Genomic DNA, 14,331 nt, shown 5'->3' with positions numbered 1-14,331 from the left:
GGCAGTGACGCGGCGCAGGAATCGCAAGAACGGGCCGATGAAATGCGTGGACGAAGCCCGGCTGCGAAGAGCCGTGTCCGACACGGCCGAACCGTGTCCGTCACAGGGACTTGGGCCGATCGCCTGACGGCGCGCCCGGAAAAACAACGAGCTGGGGCCCGCACCCAAGGTGCGGGCCCCAGCTGTGCAAGTGCGTCTCAGCGCGTCAGGCGCCGGAGCATCCGCCGGATCAGGCAGGGGTGATGTTCTCCGCCTGCGGGCCCTTCTGGCCCTGCGTGACGTCGAAGTTCACCTTCTGGCCTTCCTGCAGCTCACGGAAGCCGCTGGCGGCGATGTTCGAGTAGTGGGCGAAGACGTCAGCGCCGCCGCCATCCTGCTCGATGAAGCCGAAGCCCTTTTCCGCGTTGAACCACTTGACAGTGCCAGTAGCCATTTTCATCTCCTTCTGGGGCAGAGCCCGGGGATCCGCACTGTGCGTATCCCGCGTCGCCGCGATGATTACCCCGTCCGGAATCAAGATGCCGGAAATACAAAAGCGCACCGATCAGCCCATTGAGCCGACAAGAACACTTGGAGTTTTGGGAACCACAACTGCAACTGGTATCCACCGTAGCACGATGGAACCGACCGTGCGCGGCAGGTAATTACACTCCGCCCGGTGCGCCATAAACCCTCACCGGGCATTGCCTGAAATTCTGCCGCTGCGGCATCAGATATTCACCCGGGGACGGCGGCGCCCCCTGCGGTGCCCCGGCCCTCAGGACCCCGAGTCCGCTGTCGGCCGGCGCAGCTCGGCGTTGAGGCGCAGCGCCTCTTCGAGCTGGTCCTCCAGGATGACGATGCGACAGGCGGCCTCGATCGGCGTGCCGCCGTCGACGAGTTCGCGGGCGCGGGCCGCAACACGCAGCTGGTAGCGGGAGTAGCGGCGGTGGCCGCCCTCGGACCGCAGGGGCGTGATCAGTCGGGCCTCGCCGATCGCCCGGAGGAAGCCGGGCGTGGCGCCGATCATCTCCGCGGCGCGCCCCATGGTGAAGGCGGGGTAGTCGTCGTCATCGAGGCGGTCGGCGGCGTGCGGAGGGGTCTCTGGGGGCATTTGCACCTCTTCCGGGCCCGCTGCGAGACATGGGAAGTTTCGCGGATTTCGTTGACCGAAAAAGAAACTCTCAGGGTGCGAGCCATCATCTCTATGATAGCCACGACAGATTTCCCGGGCCCGGCAGGGAAAACAATCTGCGTCGTACCGCGTCCCGACCGGCCATCGAACGTACGAACGGCCCAGTCGTGGCGGCCGCACACTGATCGGCCGGTCAGTTGATGACGGCCTGGTCTGCGGCCATAATGAACGCGTAGCCCTTCACGCATCCCCCGTCGTGAAGGGCTACAACTCGTCACGGGCCGGTTCGGGCCGGGGCGCGACGGCGCCGGCGCGCGACCACGACTCATGGGCAAGGGACTCCCCTCGTGGTCCCTTGCCCATGTTTTTTCGAGTTAACAGTGACGTAGAGTGTTTGCGCAAGCCCAATCCTGGCACCGGATCAAGATGTTCCGCTTTGTCTCGCCCGCCATCCCGAGCCGCGGCCCCCACCCGTGGGTTGGTTACAGTACGAGCCCGTTGACCGGATCGAGCAGGCGCAGCGCCGGACGGGCGTGCGGGCAGCGGACGTGAACGTGGGGGCCCCGATGGACAACGGCGAAGAGCAGACGCCGGAGCTGCGGACGCTGCAGCAGAAGGTCGAGTACATGGTGGAGGAGACCTTCCCCGGCCAGAAGATCTCGGGGCGGGTCTTCGCGGACCTGGTCAAGGAGCGCGGCGGATCGCTGTCGCACAGCTACTTCTCCAACATCCTCGCCGGGAAGGTCACCCAGCCGTCCGAGGACATCCTCAAGGCCCTCGGGCTGGGATTCGGGGTGGACTGGCGCTTCTTCAAGGAGGAGTCCGAGGTCGTCGACGACGTCGTCGCGGGGCTGCGGTTCCTCGCGAAGCGGCGTACCGGCGAGATCAGCGGACTGGCCGGCCGGGGCCTCGATGCCGACGGTCTCCCGCCGGAGCTGCTGCAGTTCGCGCTCGCGCTCCTGGAGGACGCGAAGGAACGGGGGAGCGCCCCGGCCGACGGCGGCGCCACCGACGGACGCCCGGCGCAGTAGTTCCCCATGTCCCTGCGAAAGCTGCGAAGAGAGTGCGAGGCCGGGCTGGCCGACCTTCCGATACCCGCCCCGTTCTCGATCGACGGTCTGGTGGCGAACATGGAAGCGGCCCGCGGACGCACCATCGTGCTGCACGAGATGCCCGACCGACTGGCGCACGTCAACGCCGCCTGCGGGCTGCGGCTCGCCTCCGGGGCGACCAGCCACGTGCTCTACCGGCGGCGTCCGACCGCGTACCAGACCCAGCACGTCATTTTGCACGAGCTGTGCCACGAGTGGTTCGACCACGGCACCTCGCTCGACGCGGACCAGCTCCAGCGGCTGCTGCCCGTCTTCGACACGTCGCTGATCTCCCGGGTCCTCGGCCCGGGCGGCACCGACGCACTGCGCACGGGAGCCTCCACCGTCCAGGCCCGCGCCCAGTACGACACCCACGACGAACGGATCGCCGAGTTCGGCGCCTCACTCATCCCCCGCATGGCCAGGGACGTGAACAGCGACGACATGATGGGACGCCTCGCCGACTCGCTGTCCAGTCCGGTCGCGCACCGCCGCCGCGGGCTGTTCCGCCGCGGCTGACCGCCCCGCGTCTCTCCCCCCTTCCCCCGCACCGGAGGCATTCCGCCGTGACCCCGCTCGACCTCGCCGGCTACCTCATAGCCGGCCTGATGACGGCCGTGGCCGTCTGGCGCATGCCGGCCGCCCTGTGGGGCGACGAGGACGACAAGCGCCGCCGCGCCCTGTGGGGGTGCTACGCCGGATTCGCCGTCGCCCTGTGGACCAAGACCCGGATCATCCGGATCGGACTGAACAGCAGCCCGGTCACCGACCTGTCGGTCCTGATCAAGCACTACACCGCGACCATCGCGATCCTGGCGATCCTCAGCTACATCGTCGCCATCTACGGCCAGTACCCCGCCGCCGGGGACGTCCCGCGCCACGTCCGCTTCGCCCGGACGATCCAGCAGGTGGCGGCCAAGGCGTCCGTCGCCACGCTGGTCCTGCTGACGGTGCTCTTCTTCACCGTCGTCGACCGGTCCGTACCGTCGGACCGTTTCGTCGCCGACCATGCCGGCCAGTGGGGCGCCACGCTGTACATGAGCGTGTTCTACCTCTACCTGGGCGCCGCGTCCGCCGTCTGCGCGTACCAGTGGGCCCTGGCCACCGCCGACGCCGGGATACGCCATCTACGGGTGGGGCTCGCGATGATGACGTGCGCGATGTTCATCGGGGTCGGCTACACCGTCAGCCGCACGCTGTTCCTGTGGGTGAGCGTCATCGACCGGCCGAGCGCCGCCTTCGCCCTGGAGTTCGACGAGGTCACCGAGGCCGCACAGGTCGTGCTGTTCGCGTTCTTCGCGGTGGGCGCGTCCGTCCCCGCCCTCAGCAAGGGCCTGCGCCGGGCGAAACTGTGGCGGGCCCAGACCCGGCTGCACGTGCTCTGGTACGAGTTGATGACCGCGTTCCCCGAGCAGCCGTTCGAGCCGCCGCAGTCGCTGCGCCGTGAACTGACCCGTTTCGACACCCCCGCGGATCTCCGGATCGACCGGTGGGCCGCCGACATCGCGGACGCGGTGGAGAAGCTGCGCCACTACGTGCCGGACAGCCTGCTCCCGGCCGCCGCCGCGGCCGCGGCGGCGGCCACCCCTGACCCGGCGAAGGCCGGTCCGCTCGCCGACGCCCACTGGATCAAGGCCGCCCTCACCGCCAGGAACACCGGCGCCCCCGCCGGGAACGCGGCGGCGGTCGGCACCCAGCAGGCCACCGACCAGGACGGCGAAGTGGCGTGGCTGGTGCAGGTGGCCACGGCGTACCGCGCGATCACCGAGGACCGGACCCGGGACATCCTGGCCTCCGCAACGGCCATGGAGAAGGAGAGGACGGCATGACCACCGACACCCTGACCGACGACACGGCGACGCCGACCGCACGCAGGGTCACGGACGTCCTGCAGCCCCGCAACGTCCTGCTGGTCGGCATGCTCGCCATCGGCCTGGCGGCCTCCGGCCACTGGACCGGCCTGCTGTGGGGGCTGCTCGGCGCCCTGTGCGCCGGGCTCGTCCCGGCCGGGTACATCGAGTGGGAGCGAGGGCGCGGCACCTGGGGCGACCGGCATGTCGTCGACCGTACGAAGCGCGCGCCGATCTTCTTCGTCATCCTCGGTTCGATCGGTGCGGGTTCGCTCGTCATGGTCCTCGGGCACGCGCCCGGCGGAATCCTGGTGTCGATGCTGGCGCTGTGGGCGATGACGGTCGTCCTGCTCGCCGTCAACACCGTCTGGAAGATCTCGGTGGACGCGTCGGTCGCCTCGGCGGTCGTGGCGCTGCTCGCCGCGGTCCACTCGCCGTGGTGGCTGCTGGCGTACGCGATGACGGCCGCGGTCTGCTGGTCGCGGGTGGCGCTCGGGTACCACAGCGTCGCGCAGACGGTGGCGGGCGCCTCGCTGGGTGCGGCGACGGCGGCCGCTTTCCTCCTGGTCTGACCGCCGGCCGGCCGCGGCGACGCCGATGGAGCGGCGGCGCCCACTTCTTACGCTCCGGTGACGTACCCGCCCGGCGCCGGGGCGGAGCGGGTGCGGCGATCTAACGTTGCGTCATGCGCGTACTGCTCACCGGCGGAGCCGGGTTCGTCGGAGGACACATCGCCGAGGCGCTTGCGGCGCGGGGGCACGAGGCGGTGGTGTTCGACGCGTTCCTGGAGTCGGCACACGGTGCGGGGGCCGGTGGCGGCCGGGACGGGCTGATCGTGGCCGACGTCCGGGACCGGGCGGCGGTGGCCGCCGCGCTGCGGGGCGTCGACGCGGTCTGCCACCAGGCGGCCATGGTCGGTCTGGGGAAGGACTTCGCGGACGCCCCCGCGTACGTCGGCTGCAACGACCTGGGGACGGCGGTCCTGCTGGCGGAGATGGCCGCGGCCGGGGTGTCGGAACTGGTGCTCGCCGGTTCGATGGTCGTCTACGGCGAGGGACGGTACGACTGCCCGCGGCACGGCCGGGTCAGGCCCGGCCCGCGGTCGGTGGACGACCTGGCGGCGGGCCGGTTCGAGCCGCGCTGCCCGGACTGCGGCGTGGCGCTGACACCGGGTCTGGTCGACGAGGACGCACCCACCGACCCGCGCAACGTGTACGCCGCGACCAAGCTCGCCCAGGAACATCTGGCCGCCGCGTGGGCGCGGGCGACGGGCGGACGGGCGGTGGCCCTGCGCTACCACAACGTGTACGGACCGGGGATGCCGCGCGACACCCCGTACGCGGGGGTCGCGTCCTTCTTCCGCTCGTCGCTGGAGCGGGGCGATCCGCCGCAGGTGTTCGAGGACGGCGGCCAGCGACGGGACTTCGTCCATGTGCGGGATGTGGCGGCCGCGAACGCCACCGCGCTGGAGGCCGTGGCGGAACGGGCACCCGGGAGTTTCGCCGCGTACAACACGGGGAGCGGGGAGCCGCACACGATCGGGGAGATGGCGGCGGCGCTGGCCTCGGCGTACGGCGGTCCGGCGCCCGAGATCACCGGCGGGTACCGGCTGGGGGACGTACGCCATGTGACGGCGGACTCGCGCCGGATCCGTGCGGAGCTGGGCTGGCTCCCGGAGGTCGGGTTCGCGGAGGGGATGAAGGAGTTCGCGGGCGCGGCGCTGAGGAGCACGGCGGCCACCCGCTGACCGGCGGCGCACACCGCCGGGAGGCCCGGCCCAACTACCGGCTATCGGCTATCGGCTATCGGCTGACCGTCGGTGGCCGCTCCGGCTCCGGACGGCCCGTCCGGTCGCCGGCCAGCGGCAGCACCACCTCGAAGCAGCAGCCGCCCGTCACGTTGCGTACCGCCGCCCGCCCCTCGTGCGCCTCCACGATGCCCCGCACGATGGCGAGCCCCAGTCCCGCCCCGGCCGGAGGTGTCCGGGCGTGGCTGCCGCGCCAGCCCGTGTCGAAGACCCGTGGCAGGTCCTCCTCCGGAATACCTCCGCAGCCGTCCGTCACCGACAGCACCACCCCGCCGTCGGCGCGGTGCGCGGCCACCGCGACCGTGCCGTCGGCCGGGGTGCGGCGGATCGCGTTGATCAGCAGGTTGCCCAGGACCCGGCTCATCTCCTTGCTGTCGACCTCCACCGGTACGGCGTCGATCCGGGCGCCGACCAGCCGTACCCCGTGCTCGCGCGCCAGCGGGTCCGCACCCGCGAGCGCGTCGCCGACCAGGTCGTACACGGAGATGCGGGCAGGCGTCAGGGCGAGCGATCCGGCGTGGATCCGGGAGAGTTCGAAGAGGTCGCCCACCATGTCGTTCATCCGTTCCACCTCGGTACGTATCTGCCGCAGGTAACGGCCGGAGTCGGCGGCCATGCCGTCCTCCAGCGCCTCGGACATGGCCCGCAGCCCGGCGAGCGGGGTCCGCAGATCGTGCGAGATCCAGGCGACGAGTTCGCGGCGCGAGGTCTCCAGCGCCCGCTCGCGCTCCCGGGAGACGTCGAGCTTGGCGCTGGTCGCCGCCAGCTCCCCGGCCAGCGAGGCGAGTTCGGCGGTCGCCCGCGCCTCGGGGGCGGCGAACGTACCGCCGTCACCGAACGAACGCGCCGCGAGCGTCAGATCCCTGCTCCTGGCCGCGACCCACCGCCCCAGCAGCATCGCGGTGGCGAGCGACACCACGGCCGCCATCGCGACGACGGTCGTGACCACGGTGAGGTCGTGCGGCGACAGGAACATCGCCCAGGCGACGGCGAGGGTCCCGGCGAGCATCGCCGTCACGGCGACGGAGGCGACGACGGTCAGCGACACGACGAGCGAACGGTGCCGGATCAGCCGCAGGGCCACCGCCCCGAGCGCTCCCGCCGCCGCTGCGCCCAGAAACGCGAGGAGGGCGATGAGGAGGAGGTCGGTCATGAGCCGTCCGCACCGCCCGCCGCGCCCTGCGCCGTCGCGCCTCCGGCCGCCGTGCCCCCGGCCGGATCCAGGCGGTAGCCGACACCCCACACCGTCTGGATGAGCCGCGGACGGCCCGGGTCCGCCTCGACCTTGCCGCGCAGCCGCCGCACATGGACCGTCACCGTGGACAGGTCCCCGAAGTCCCAGCCCCAGACCTCACGCATCAGCTCCTCCCGGGTGAACGCCCGCCCGGGGTGCCGCAGCAGGAACGCCAGCAGGTCGAACTCCCGCAGGGTCAGGGCCAGCTCCCGGCCATGTCGTGTCGCACGGCGGGCCGCCGGGTCGAGACGGAGTCCGGCGCCCTGCACCGGAGGCGGGGCATGGCCCCTGGCGGGCGGCGCGGACCGGCGCAGCACGGAGTCGACGCGCAGTACGAGTTCGCGCGGACTGAACGGCTTGGTGACGTAGTCGTCGGCGCCGGTCTCCAGACCCAGGATGCGGTCGTCCTCGTCCCCACGCGCCGTCAGCATGATGACCGGCACGGGACCGTGCTCCCGCATCCGCCGGCAGACCTCGAAACCGTCCATCCCGGGCAGCATCAGATCGAGGACGACCAGATCGGGACGGCGTCCCGCGAAGCACTCCAGCGCCGCCGGCCCGTCACCGGCCCGCCGGACGTCGTAACCCGCCCGGTCGAGATAGCCGACGACCACCTCGGCGACCGTCGGATCGTCGTCGACGACGAGGACATGGCCGCGCGGTCCGCCGGGGGCGTGCCCGGGACCCGGGGCGTCCGGGATGCTCTCCATGGGGCCACCATGGCACCCCCGGCCCCGGGGTCGGGCAGTCGGCGGTCCGCCGAAGGGTCGACGTCCGTCTTTCGTAAGAACCTGAAGCCCGAAATGCCGGTTTTCGCTCCGTAGTGTGAGCGAGGTGACCGACTCCTCCCCCACCCCCACCCCCACCCCGTACGCCGACGTGGTCCTGCCCTGTCTGGACGAGGCCGCCGCACTGCCCCGGGTGCTGGGCAGCATCCCGCCCGGCTGGCGGGCGATCGTGGTCGACAACGGCTCCACCGACGGTTCGGCGGAGCTCGCCCGTTCACTCGGGGCGACCGTCGTGCACGAGCCGCGACGCGGCTTCGGCGCCGCCTGCCACGCCGGGCTGCTCGCCGCCCAGGCGGAGTTCGTCTGCTTCTGCGACTGCGACGGCTCCCTCGACCCCGGGCTGCTGCCCGGCTTCGTGCGCCGGATCGCCGACGGGCAGACCGATCTGCTGCTGGGCCGACGGCGCCCCCGGGGCCGCGGCGCCTGGCCGCTGCACGCCCGCGCCGGGAACCTGGCACTGGCCCGGATGGTGCGCCGTCGGACCGGGCTGCGGCTGCACGACCTCGGCCCGATGCGGGCCGGACGCCGGACGGACCTGCTGGCGCTGGGCCTCACCGACCGGCGCAGCGGCTACCCGCTGGAGATGGTGGTGCGCGCCTCGGACGCCGGACTGCGGGTCACCGAGACGGACGTCCCGTACCTGCCGCGCACCGGCAGGTCCAAGGTGACCGGCACCTGGCGGGGGACCTGGCAGGCGGTACGGGACATGCGCGCGGTCCTGCACCGGCCCCCGGAGCGGACCGCCACGGGAACGGCACGACGGGAGGCGTCCCTGTGAGCACCTCCGGGCCGACCACCCTCCTCGTCATCGCCAAGGAACCGCTGCCCGGACGCGTCAAGACCCGGCTCACCCCACCCTTCACCCCCGCCGAGGCCGCGGAGCTCGCCGAGGCGGCGCTCCGGGACACACTGTGCACCCTGCTCGCGGTGCCGGCCCGGCGGCGCGTCCTCGTACTCGACGGGCGCCCAGGACCCTGGCTGCCCACCGGCATCGAGGTGGTGGCACAGAGCGCCGGCGGGCTCGACGAGCGGCTCGCGGCGGCGTTCGGCGGCTGCACCGGACCGGCGCTGCTCATCGGCATGGACACTCCGCAGATCACCGCGGCCCATCTGGCGCCGGTGCTCTCCCCCGACGCCTGGGACGGCTGCGACGCCTGGTTCGGGCCCGCCGACGACGGGGGCTTCTGGGCACTCGGGCTGGCCGCCCCCGACCCGGAACTCGTGCGCGGGGTTCCGATGTCCGTCCCGCGGACCGGGGCGGTCCAGCGTCGGCGCCTGGTCGACGCCGGGCTGACCGTGCGCGACCTGCCGGCGCTCCGTGACGTGGACGACGCGGCGGACGCCGCGCTCGTCGCCGCCGCGGCGCCGGACGGGCAGTTCGCCGCGGCGCTGGCCCGGCTGACCGGGGCGGCGTCCCGATGAGCGGCACGGCTCCGGACCGCGGAGCCACGAGCACGGCCCACCCCGACCGGGGTCCTGCCCTGCCCGGCCCGGCAGGACCCGGCGGCGAAGCGCACGCCCCGTGGTCCACCGACCCGTACGCCGACGCGCTGCGCAACGGTCACGGCCCGCTGTTCCTGCGCCGCACGGACGGCTGGCTGCTGCCCCTGGACGTCGAGCGCTGGTGCGCGGAAGCGGACGCGGCCGATCTGTCGGCGCTGCGCCGCTGCGAAGAACCGGTCCTCGACATCGGGTGCGGTCCCGGCCGGCTCGTCGCCGAACTGACCGCCCGCGGCCACCGCGCGCTCGGCATCGACGTCAGCGCGGCCGCCGTCGCCCGCACGCTCCGGACCGGCGGCTCGGCACTCCACCGTTCCGTCTTCGACCCGCTCCCCGGCGAGGGGCGCTGGGGCACCGTCCTGCTCATCGACGGAAACATCGGTATCGGCGGCGACCCGCAGGGACTGCTCCTGCGGGTCGCCGACCTCCTCGCCCCCGGTGGGCTGCTCATCGCGGAGACCGCCACGCCGGACATCGACGAACGGGTCCAGGTCCGGCTGTACGACGGACGCCCCGCGCCCGAACACGGCTGCGAGGAGGACCGGACCGGCTCCGGCGGCGCACTCTTCCCCTGGGCCCGGCTCGGCGCCCCGGCCCTGCTCCGGTACGCGCAGCCGCTCGGCTGGCGGACCGGCGCTCAGTGGGAGTCGGACGGCCGCGCCTTCATCGCCCTGCGCCGCAGCCGCAGGGTCCGCAGGCCGAGCCAGAGCGCCGACACCGCGAACAGCCCTGCCGTGATCAGCAGCCAGTTCCCGAGGAAGACGTCGGGGGACAGCCCGCTCACCGGCTCGTAGTGCGTCGCCATCCTGCTGATGAGCGGAAACCACATCAGCAGCAGCAGACCGGAGAGGAAGGCCGGTACGCGGACGAAGTTGACCAGGCCGGAGCGCGGTCCCAGCACCGCGCGCACGGCCCGGTCCGCCGTCGCGTACACCGGCAGCAGCACCAGGTCGTGCACGAGCGCCGAGCCGGCGAACCACACCGCGACGCCGAACGTGTCCCCGCCCAGCAGCCGCACCCCCGCATATCCCGCGAGCGCGAACGTGGCCGCCAGCAGCGCGAGATGCAGCGGACCCTCCCCGTACCAGCGCCTGAGGACCGCTCCGGGCCGCGGCCCGCCCGTCTTCCGCATCACGGCTCTCCTCACAGCTCCCCGAACGTCAGCCGGGTCACCCATTTGGTGTTCAGCACGCCGGGGGCGGCCGGGACGATGATCCGGGCCGGGTACCCGTGATCCGGCGACAGCGTCTCGCCGTTGACCTCCAGTGCCAGCAGCGAGCGCGGGTCGCGCACCTGGTTGTCGCGGAGGGCGGCTCTGCGGAACGACCCGCTGCGCTGCACGGATTCGACGAACACCCCGGGCGGCCGGTCCGGATACCCGGCGAGTGCCGCCAGGTCCCGCAGCCGTACCCCGCGCCACCACTGGTCGGCGGTCGACCAGCCCTCCACGCACGCGATCGGCAGCGCCGCGCTGAACTGGGCCATCGCCAGCAGCTGTTCGCGGGTGAAGGCGAACCTCCCGGCGGGACCGACGACGGTCAGCCGCCACCGGTCGCCCGTGTCGGCCGGGGTGATCCGGACGGACGCGGCCGTCTTGTTGATCTGGAATCCGTTCGGCCCCGTCCCCGGGTCGGCGACGCCACGCGGGGTGAGCAAGGCGGTGCTGCGCAGCGCGTCGAAGCTCCGGCCCACCGAGGTGGCCAGCAGGAGCAGCGACCCGGCGCCCACCATGGCGAAGGCGCCGCGCCGGGAGATGGTCGGCGTGTCGGGGGCGGGGGAGGCCAGCTCGTCCTCCTGCCGGAGCGGTTCACCGCCGCGCAGCACCCGTACGGCTCGCGGGAACTTCAGCCCGACATGGGCGACGAACCCGGCGAAGAACACCCACGCCCCGTAGAAGTGCAGCGGGTAGAAGGACCCGGGGAACACGTACTCCAGCTGGATGTTGAGCAGTCCCGTGATGAACTCGAACAGCACCCCGCCGACGAGCAGCAGCAACGACAGCCGCTCCAGCGCATGCCCCACCGACCGGGCCGGTGGCAGCGCGAACAGCTTCGGGATCACCGACCACAGCTTCGCCAGCAGAACCGGTACGAGCACGATGCCGCCCGTGACGTGCAGTCCCTGCGTCAGCCGGTACAGCCAGTGCGGTCCGGTCGGCCAGGCGAAGAGGTAGAACCCCAGCAGACCCTTGTCCGGCGTCTTGTCGTTGACCGCCGCGAGATCCGGGTTGTACGCGGCGTACGACAGCAGCCCGGTCACGAAGACCGCGGTCAGCCCGACGAGCAGGACCATCCCGAGCACCGCCGTGAACCGCACGCCGCGCACGGGGCTGCGCCAGAACCCGGGGGAGGAAGGCAGCCGCTCCGAGGTCCGGAGCCGTTCCGTGGAACGCCCTCCACCGGGCGGCCCGGCGCCGCCCGCGGCGCCGGAACGGAACGGGAACCGGAACGCTCTGTCGTCATGCCTGTCGCCCATGTCCCGACGCTAAGCCCGGCCTGCCCGCCCTTACCGGGTACGACTCCTGACGAAACTCTGACATCACTCCCGTGACGGCCGACCGGGCCAATATCTGACGGTTCGGTGACGCGCCCCGGTGGCACCGCCCGTATCCGCCCCGCCCTGCATAGCGTGCCTGCGTGACAACCGTGGAACACGAGAAGCACGAACAGGACGAGCAGCGCACCGGCGGCCGGCGCACCACCGGCCGGTGGTGCGACATGATCGCCGCCGCCGCGGGCGTGCTGCTGGTCACCGCCGCCGTACTGATCGGCCGGGCGGTCCAGAACGCCGACGGAAGTCTCGTCGTCCACTGGCCGCCCCTGCTGGCGTCCTGGTATCCGCACGCCGGCCCCGGAACTCCCGCCGCCGTCGCCGTGGCGGCGGCCGTCATCGCCTACGGTCCGGCGCTCGCCGGCCGGCTTCCCTGGCGGGCTCTGCTCGCCACCGCATGGGCCGCCTGCCTCGCCTGGATCTTCTCTCTGGCGATGATCGACGGCTGGGGCCGGGGGATCGCCGAACGGCTCACCACGAAACATGAATACCTGCAGGTCATCAGCCGCTTCGACGACATCGGCGCGGCGCTGCGCGGATTCGACACGCACATTCTGATCGGCCCGCCGGGCAACTGGCCCGCCCATGTCGCCGGTCATCCACCGGGCGCCACGCTCACCTTCGTCCTGCTGGACCGGATCGGACTGGGCGGCGGCGGGTGGGCCGGTGTCTGGTGCATCGTGCTCGGCGGCTCCGCGGTCGTCGCCGCCCTCGTCACGGTGCGCACCCTCGCCGGTGAGGGACTCGCCCGGCGCGCCGCGCCGTTCCTCGTCCTCGCGCCGATGGCGGTCTGGACCGGCGCCTCGGCGGATGCCTGGTTCTGCGCGGTGGCCGCGTGGTCGGTCGCCCTCCTCGCCCTGGCCGCCGCCCATCGCGACTGCCCGGGCCGGGCCGCCGGGGCCGCCCTCGGCTCCGGGCTGCTCTACGGCCTCACCTGCTACCTCTCGTACGGTCTGACGCTGGTCGCGCTCCTGCTCCTCGCCGTCCTCCTGCTCACCCGCACCGCCCGTCCGCTGCCGTTCCTCCTGCTGGGGGCAGTCGTCGTCCCGGTCGCGTTCACCCTGGCCGGCTTCAACTGGTGGGAGGCGTACCGGCTGCTGGTCGAGCGCTACCACCAGGGGGCGGGCGGGATCCGCCCCTACGCCTACTGGGTCTGGGGAAACCTCGCGGCCACCACGATCTCCGCCGGTCTCGCCACCGTCGCCGGTCTCCGCCGGGCCGCGGCCGGTGCCCCCACCGCCGTACGCGCCCTGCGCACCGGCACCACCACCGCATCCGGACGGCTGGGCCTCCTCGCCCTGACCGCGCTCCTCGCCCTGCTCGTCGCGGACCTCTCCGGGATGAGCAAGGCGGAGACGGAACGCATCTGGCAGCCGTTCGTCCTCTGGCTGCTGCCCGCCGCCGCACTGCTGCCCCGGGACACCCGCCGCGGCTGGCTGACCGCCCAGGCCGTCGTCGCCCTGCTCGTCAACCACTTGCTCTGGACGGGTTGGTGACGCCGCGCCGTATGTGGAACCGGTCCATCACCGGGTACAGGTTGTCCCGTGCCGACATTCGAGATCACCGCAGCGAGCGCCGACGACATCGACATGCTGGGCGAGTGGGCCCACGCCGAGGGCTGGAACCCGGGCCGCACCGACAGTCACGCCTTCTTCGCCGCCGATCCGCGCGGCTTCCTGATCGGCAGACTCGACGGTGAGCCCGTCTCCTCCGTCTCCGTCGTCCGTTACGGCTCCGGCCACGGCTTCCTCGGCTTCTACCTCACCCGCCCCGAACTCCGCGGCCGGGGTTACGGCATCCGGGTCTGGCGCGCCGGGATGGACCGGCTCGCCGGGCGCAACGTCGGACTCGACGGAGTCGTCGCCCAACAGCCCAACTACCGTAAGTCCGGGTTCCTTCCGGCGTGGACGAACATGCGCTGGGCCGGCCGGCCGGCGGCCGGCGTCACCACCCCGCCCGGCGTCCGTCTGGTCGACGGCCGCTCGCTCCCCTTCGACCGGCTGGCCGGCTACGACCGTCGCTTCTTCCCCGCCGAGCGCGACAGCTTCCTCGCCCCGTGGATCTCCGCACCCCGGAGCGCCGCCCTCGCCGCCGTCAGCGACGGGGAGTTGTGCGGATTCGCCGTGCTCCGCCCGTGCCGCACCGCGTCACGCATCGGGCCGCTGCACGCCGCCTCCCCGGAGGTGGCCGCCGCGCTGGTGAGCGCTCTCGCGGCCACCGCACCGGACGCGGAGATCGCGATCGACGTGCCCGACATCAATCCGCCGGCGGTCCGCCTGGCCGAACAGCTCGGCCTCACCCCGTCGTTCGAGACCGCCCGCATGTACACCGGCCCGGTGCCCGACGTCGATCACACCGGGCTGTTCGGCATCACCAGCCTGGAGCTCGGCTGAGCGG

General features: G+C 72.6%; 15 protein-coding genes. 10 read left to right on the top strand and 5 right to left on the bottom strand.

Translation table 11 applies throughout. From position 1 onward, the window contains the following. Positions 1 to 229: 229 nt before the first annotated feature. Together ACFVXE_RS15610 and ACFVXE_RS15605 are read right to left on the bottom strand one after the other, a co-directional pair. Positions 230 to 433: a cold-shock protein gene (locus ACFVXE_RS15610; RefSeq protein ID WP_015609674.1), complete on the bottom strand. Its 204-nt coding sequence runs from the start codon at positions 431 to 433 to the stop codon at positions 230 to 232. Positions 434 to 757: 324 nt separating this feature from the next. Further along, positions 758 to 1,093 carry a MerR family transcriptional regulator gene (locus ACFVXE_RS15605; RefSeq protein WP_389671672.1) on the bottom strand — a complete coding sequence of 112 codons (336 nt, stop codon included), beginning with the start codon at positions 1,091 to 1,093 and terminating at the stop codon, positions 758 to 760. Positions 1,094 to 1,680: 587 nt separating this feature from the next. On the opposite strand from ACFVXE_RS15605, the gene ACFVXE_RS15600 reads away from it, so the two are divergent. The 5 genes from ACFVXE_RS15600 (at position 1,681) to ACFVXE_RS15580 (ending at position 5,802) form a co-directional block, all read left to right on the top strand. Then, positions 1,681 to 2,145 carry a hypothetical protein gene (locus ACFVXE_RS15600; protein WP_389671671.1) on the top strand — a complete coding sequence of 155 codons (465 nt, stop codon included), beginning with the start codon at positions 1,681 to 1,683 and terminating at the stop codon, positions 2,143 to 2,145. A gap of 6 nt (positions 2,146 to 2,151) precedes the next feature. Then, positions 2,152 to 2,724, top strand: a complete 573-nt coding sequence (locus tag ACFVXE_RS15595; RefSeq protein ID WP_389671670.1) for a toxin — start codon at positions 2,152 to 2,154, stop codon at positions 2,722 to 2,724. A 47-nt stretch (positions 2,725 to 2,771) separates the two neighbouring features. Then, complete coding sequence (locus ACFVXE_RS15590) at positions 2,772 to 4,034, top strand: MAB_1171c family putative transporter (RefSeq protein ID WP_389671669.1); 1,263 nt, start codon at positions 2,772 to 2,774, stop codon at positions 4,032 to 4,034. Continuing rightward, positions 4,031 to 4,627: a hypothetical protein gene (locus ACFVXE_RS15585; protein WP_389671668.1), complete on the top strand. Its 597-nt coding sequence runs from the start codon at positions 4,031 to 4,033 to the stop codon at positions 4,625 to 4,627. Before ACFVXE_RS15590 ends, ACFVXE_RS15585 begins: the two co-directional genes overlap by 4 nt. Before the next feature lie 113 nt (positions 4,628 to 4,740). After that, complete coding sequence (locus ACFVXE_RS15580) at positions 4,741 to 5,802, top strand: NAD-dependent epimerase/dehydratase family protein (protein ID WP_389671667.1); 1,062 nt, start codon at positions 4,741 to 4,743, stop codon at positions 5,800 to 5,802. A gap of 55 nt (positions 5,803 to 5,857) precedes the next feature. Here ACFVXE_RS15580 and ACFVXE_RS15575 read toward each other — a convergent pair whose 3' ends face one another. Next, entirely contained in the window at positions 5,858 to 7,015 is a 1,158-nt protein-coding gene (locus ACFVXE_RS15575; RefSeq protein WP_389671666.1) for a sensor histidine kinase, read from the bottom strand. Next, positions 7,012 to 7,806 carry a response regulator transcription factor gene (locus ACFVXE_RS15570; RefSeq protein WP_389671665.1) on the bottom strand — a complete coding sequence of 265 codons (795 nt, stop codon included), beginning with the start codon at positions 7,804 to 7,806 and terminating at the stop codon, positions 7,012 to 7,014. Before ACFVXE_RS15570 ends, ACFVXE_RS15575 begins: the two co-directional genes overlap by 4 nt. Positions 7,807 to 7,930: 124 nt before the next feature. On the opposite strand from ACFVXE_RS15570, the gene ACFVXE_RS15565 reads away from it, so the two are divergent. Genes ACFVXE_RS15565 through ACFVXE_RS15555 form a run of 3 tightly spaced genes read left to right on the top strand, consistent with a single transcriptional unit; the run spans position 7,931 to position 10,178 of the window. Further along, the gene (locus ACFVXE_RS15565; protein ID WP_389671716.1) at positions 7,931 to 8,662 is read left to right on the top strand and encodes a glycosyltransferase family 2 protein; all 732 of its coding nucleotides are present in this window, start codon (positions 7,931 to 7,933) and stop codon (positions 8,660 to 8,662) included. Continuing rightward, complete coding sequence (locus ACFVXE_RS15560; RefSeq protein WP_389671664.1) at positions 8,659 to 9,306, top strand: DUF2064 domain-containing protein; 648 nt, start codon at positions 8,659 to 8,661, stop codon at positions 9,304 to 9,306. The genes ACFVXE_RS15565 and ACFVXE_RS15560 overlap by 4 nt, the downstream gene beginning before the upstream one ends. Continuing rightward, positions 9,303 to 10,178: a class I SAM-dependent methyltransferase gene (locus ACFVXE_RS15555; RefSeq protein ID WP_389671663.1), complete on the top strand. Its 876-nt coding sequence runs from the start codon at positions 9,303 to 9,305 to the stop codon at positions 10,176 to 10,178. Before ACFVXE_RS15560 ends, ACFVXE_RS15555 begins: the two co-directional genes overlap by 4 nt. Before the next feature lie 349 nt (positions 10,179 to 10,527). Here the strand turns inward: ACFVXE_RS15555 and ACFVXE_RS15550 are convergent, their stop codons facing one another. Further along, positions 10,528 to 11,859 (bottom strand): molybdopterin-dependent oxidoreductase, encoded by a 1,332-nt coding sequence (locus tag ACFVXE_RS15550; protein WP_389671662.1) that lies wholly within the window; start codon positions 11,857 to 11,859, stop codon positions 10,528 to 10,530. 242 nt (positions 11,860 to 12,101) lie between these two features. Here ACFVXE_RS15550 and ACFVXE_RS15545 point away from each other — a divergent pair, with 242 nt between their 5' ends. Both ACFVXE_RS15545 and ACFVXE_RS15540 read left to right on the top strand, forming a co-directional pair. Then, a complete protein-coding gene (locus tag ACFVXE_RS15545) occupies positions 12,102 to 13,430 on the top strand; it encodes a hypothetical protein (protein ID WP_389671715.1) in 1,329 nt (442 codons plus the stop codon). Between the two features lie 48 nt (positions 13,431 to 13,478). Then, on the top strand, positions 13,479 to 14,327 hold the full coding sequence (locus ACFVXE_RS15540) for a GNAT family N-acetyltransferase (protein WP_389671661.1): 849 nt from the start codon (positions 13,479 to 13,481) through the stop codon (positions 14,325 to 14,327). The last annotated feature ends 4 nt before the right edge of the window (positions 14,328 to 14,331 follow it).

It is taken from the genome of Streptomyces sp. NPDC058231 (assembly GCF_042882275.1).
Classification (GTDB): Bacteria; Actinomycetota; Actinomycetes; order Streptomycetales; family Streptomycetaceae; genus Streptomyces.
The sequence above is the reverse complement of the archived record's forward strand: the minus strand, read 5'-3'. Positions and strand labels throughout refer to the sequence as shown.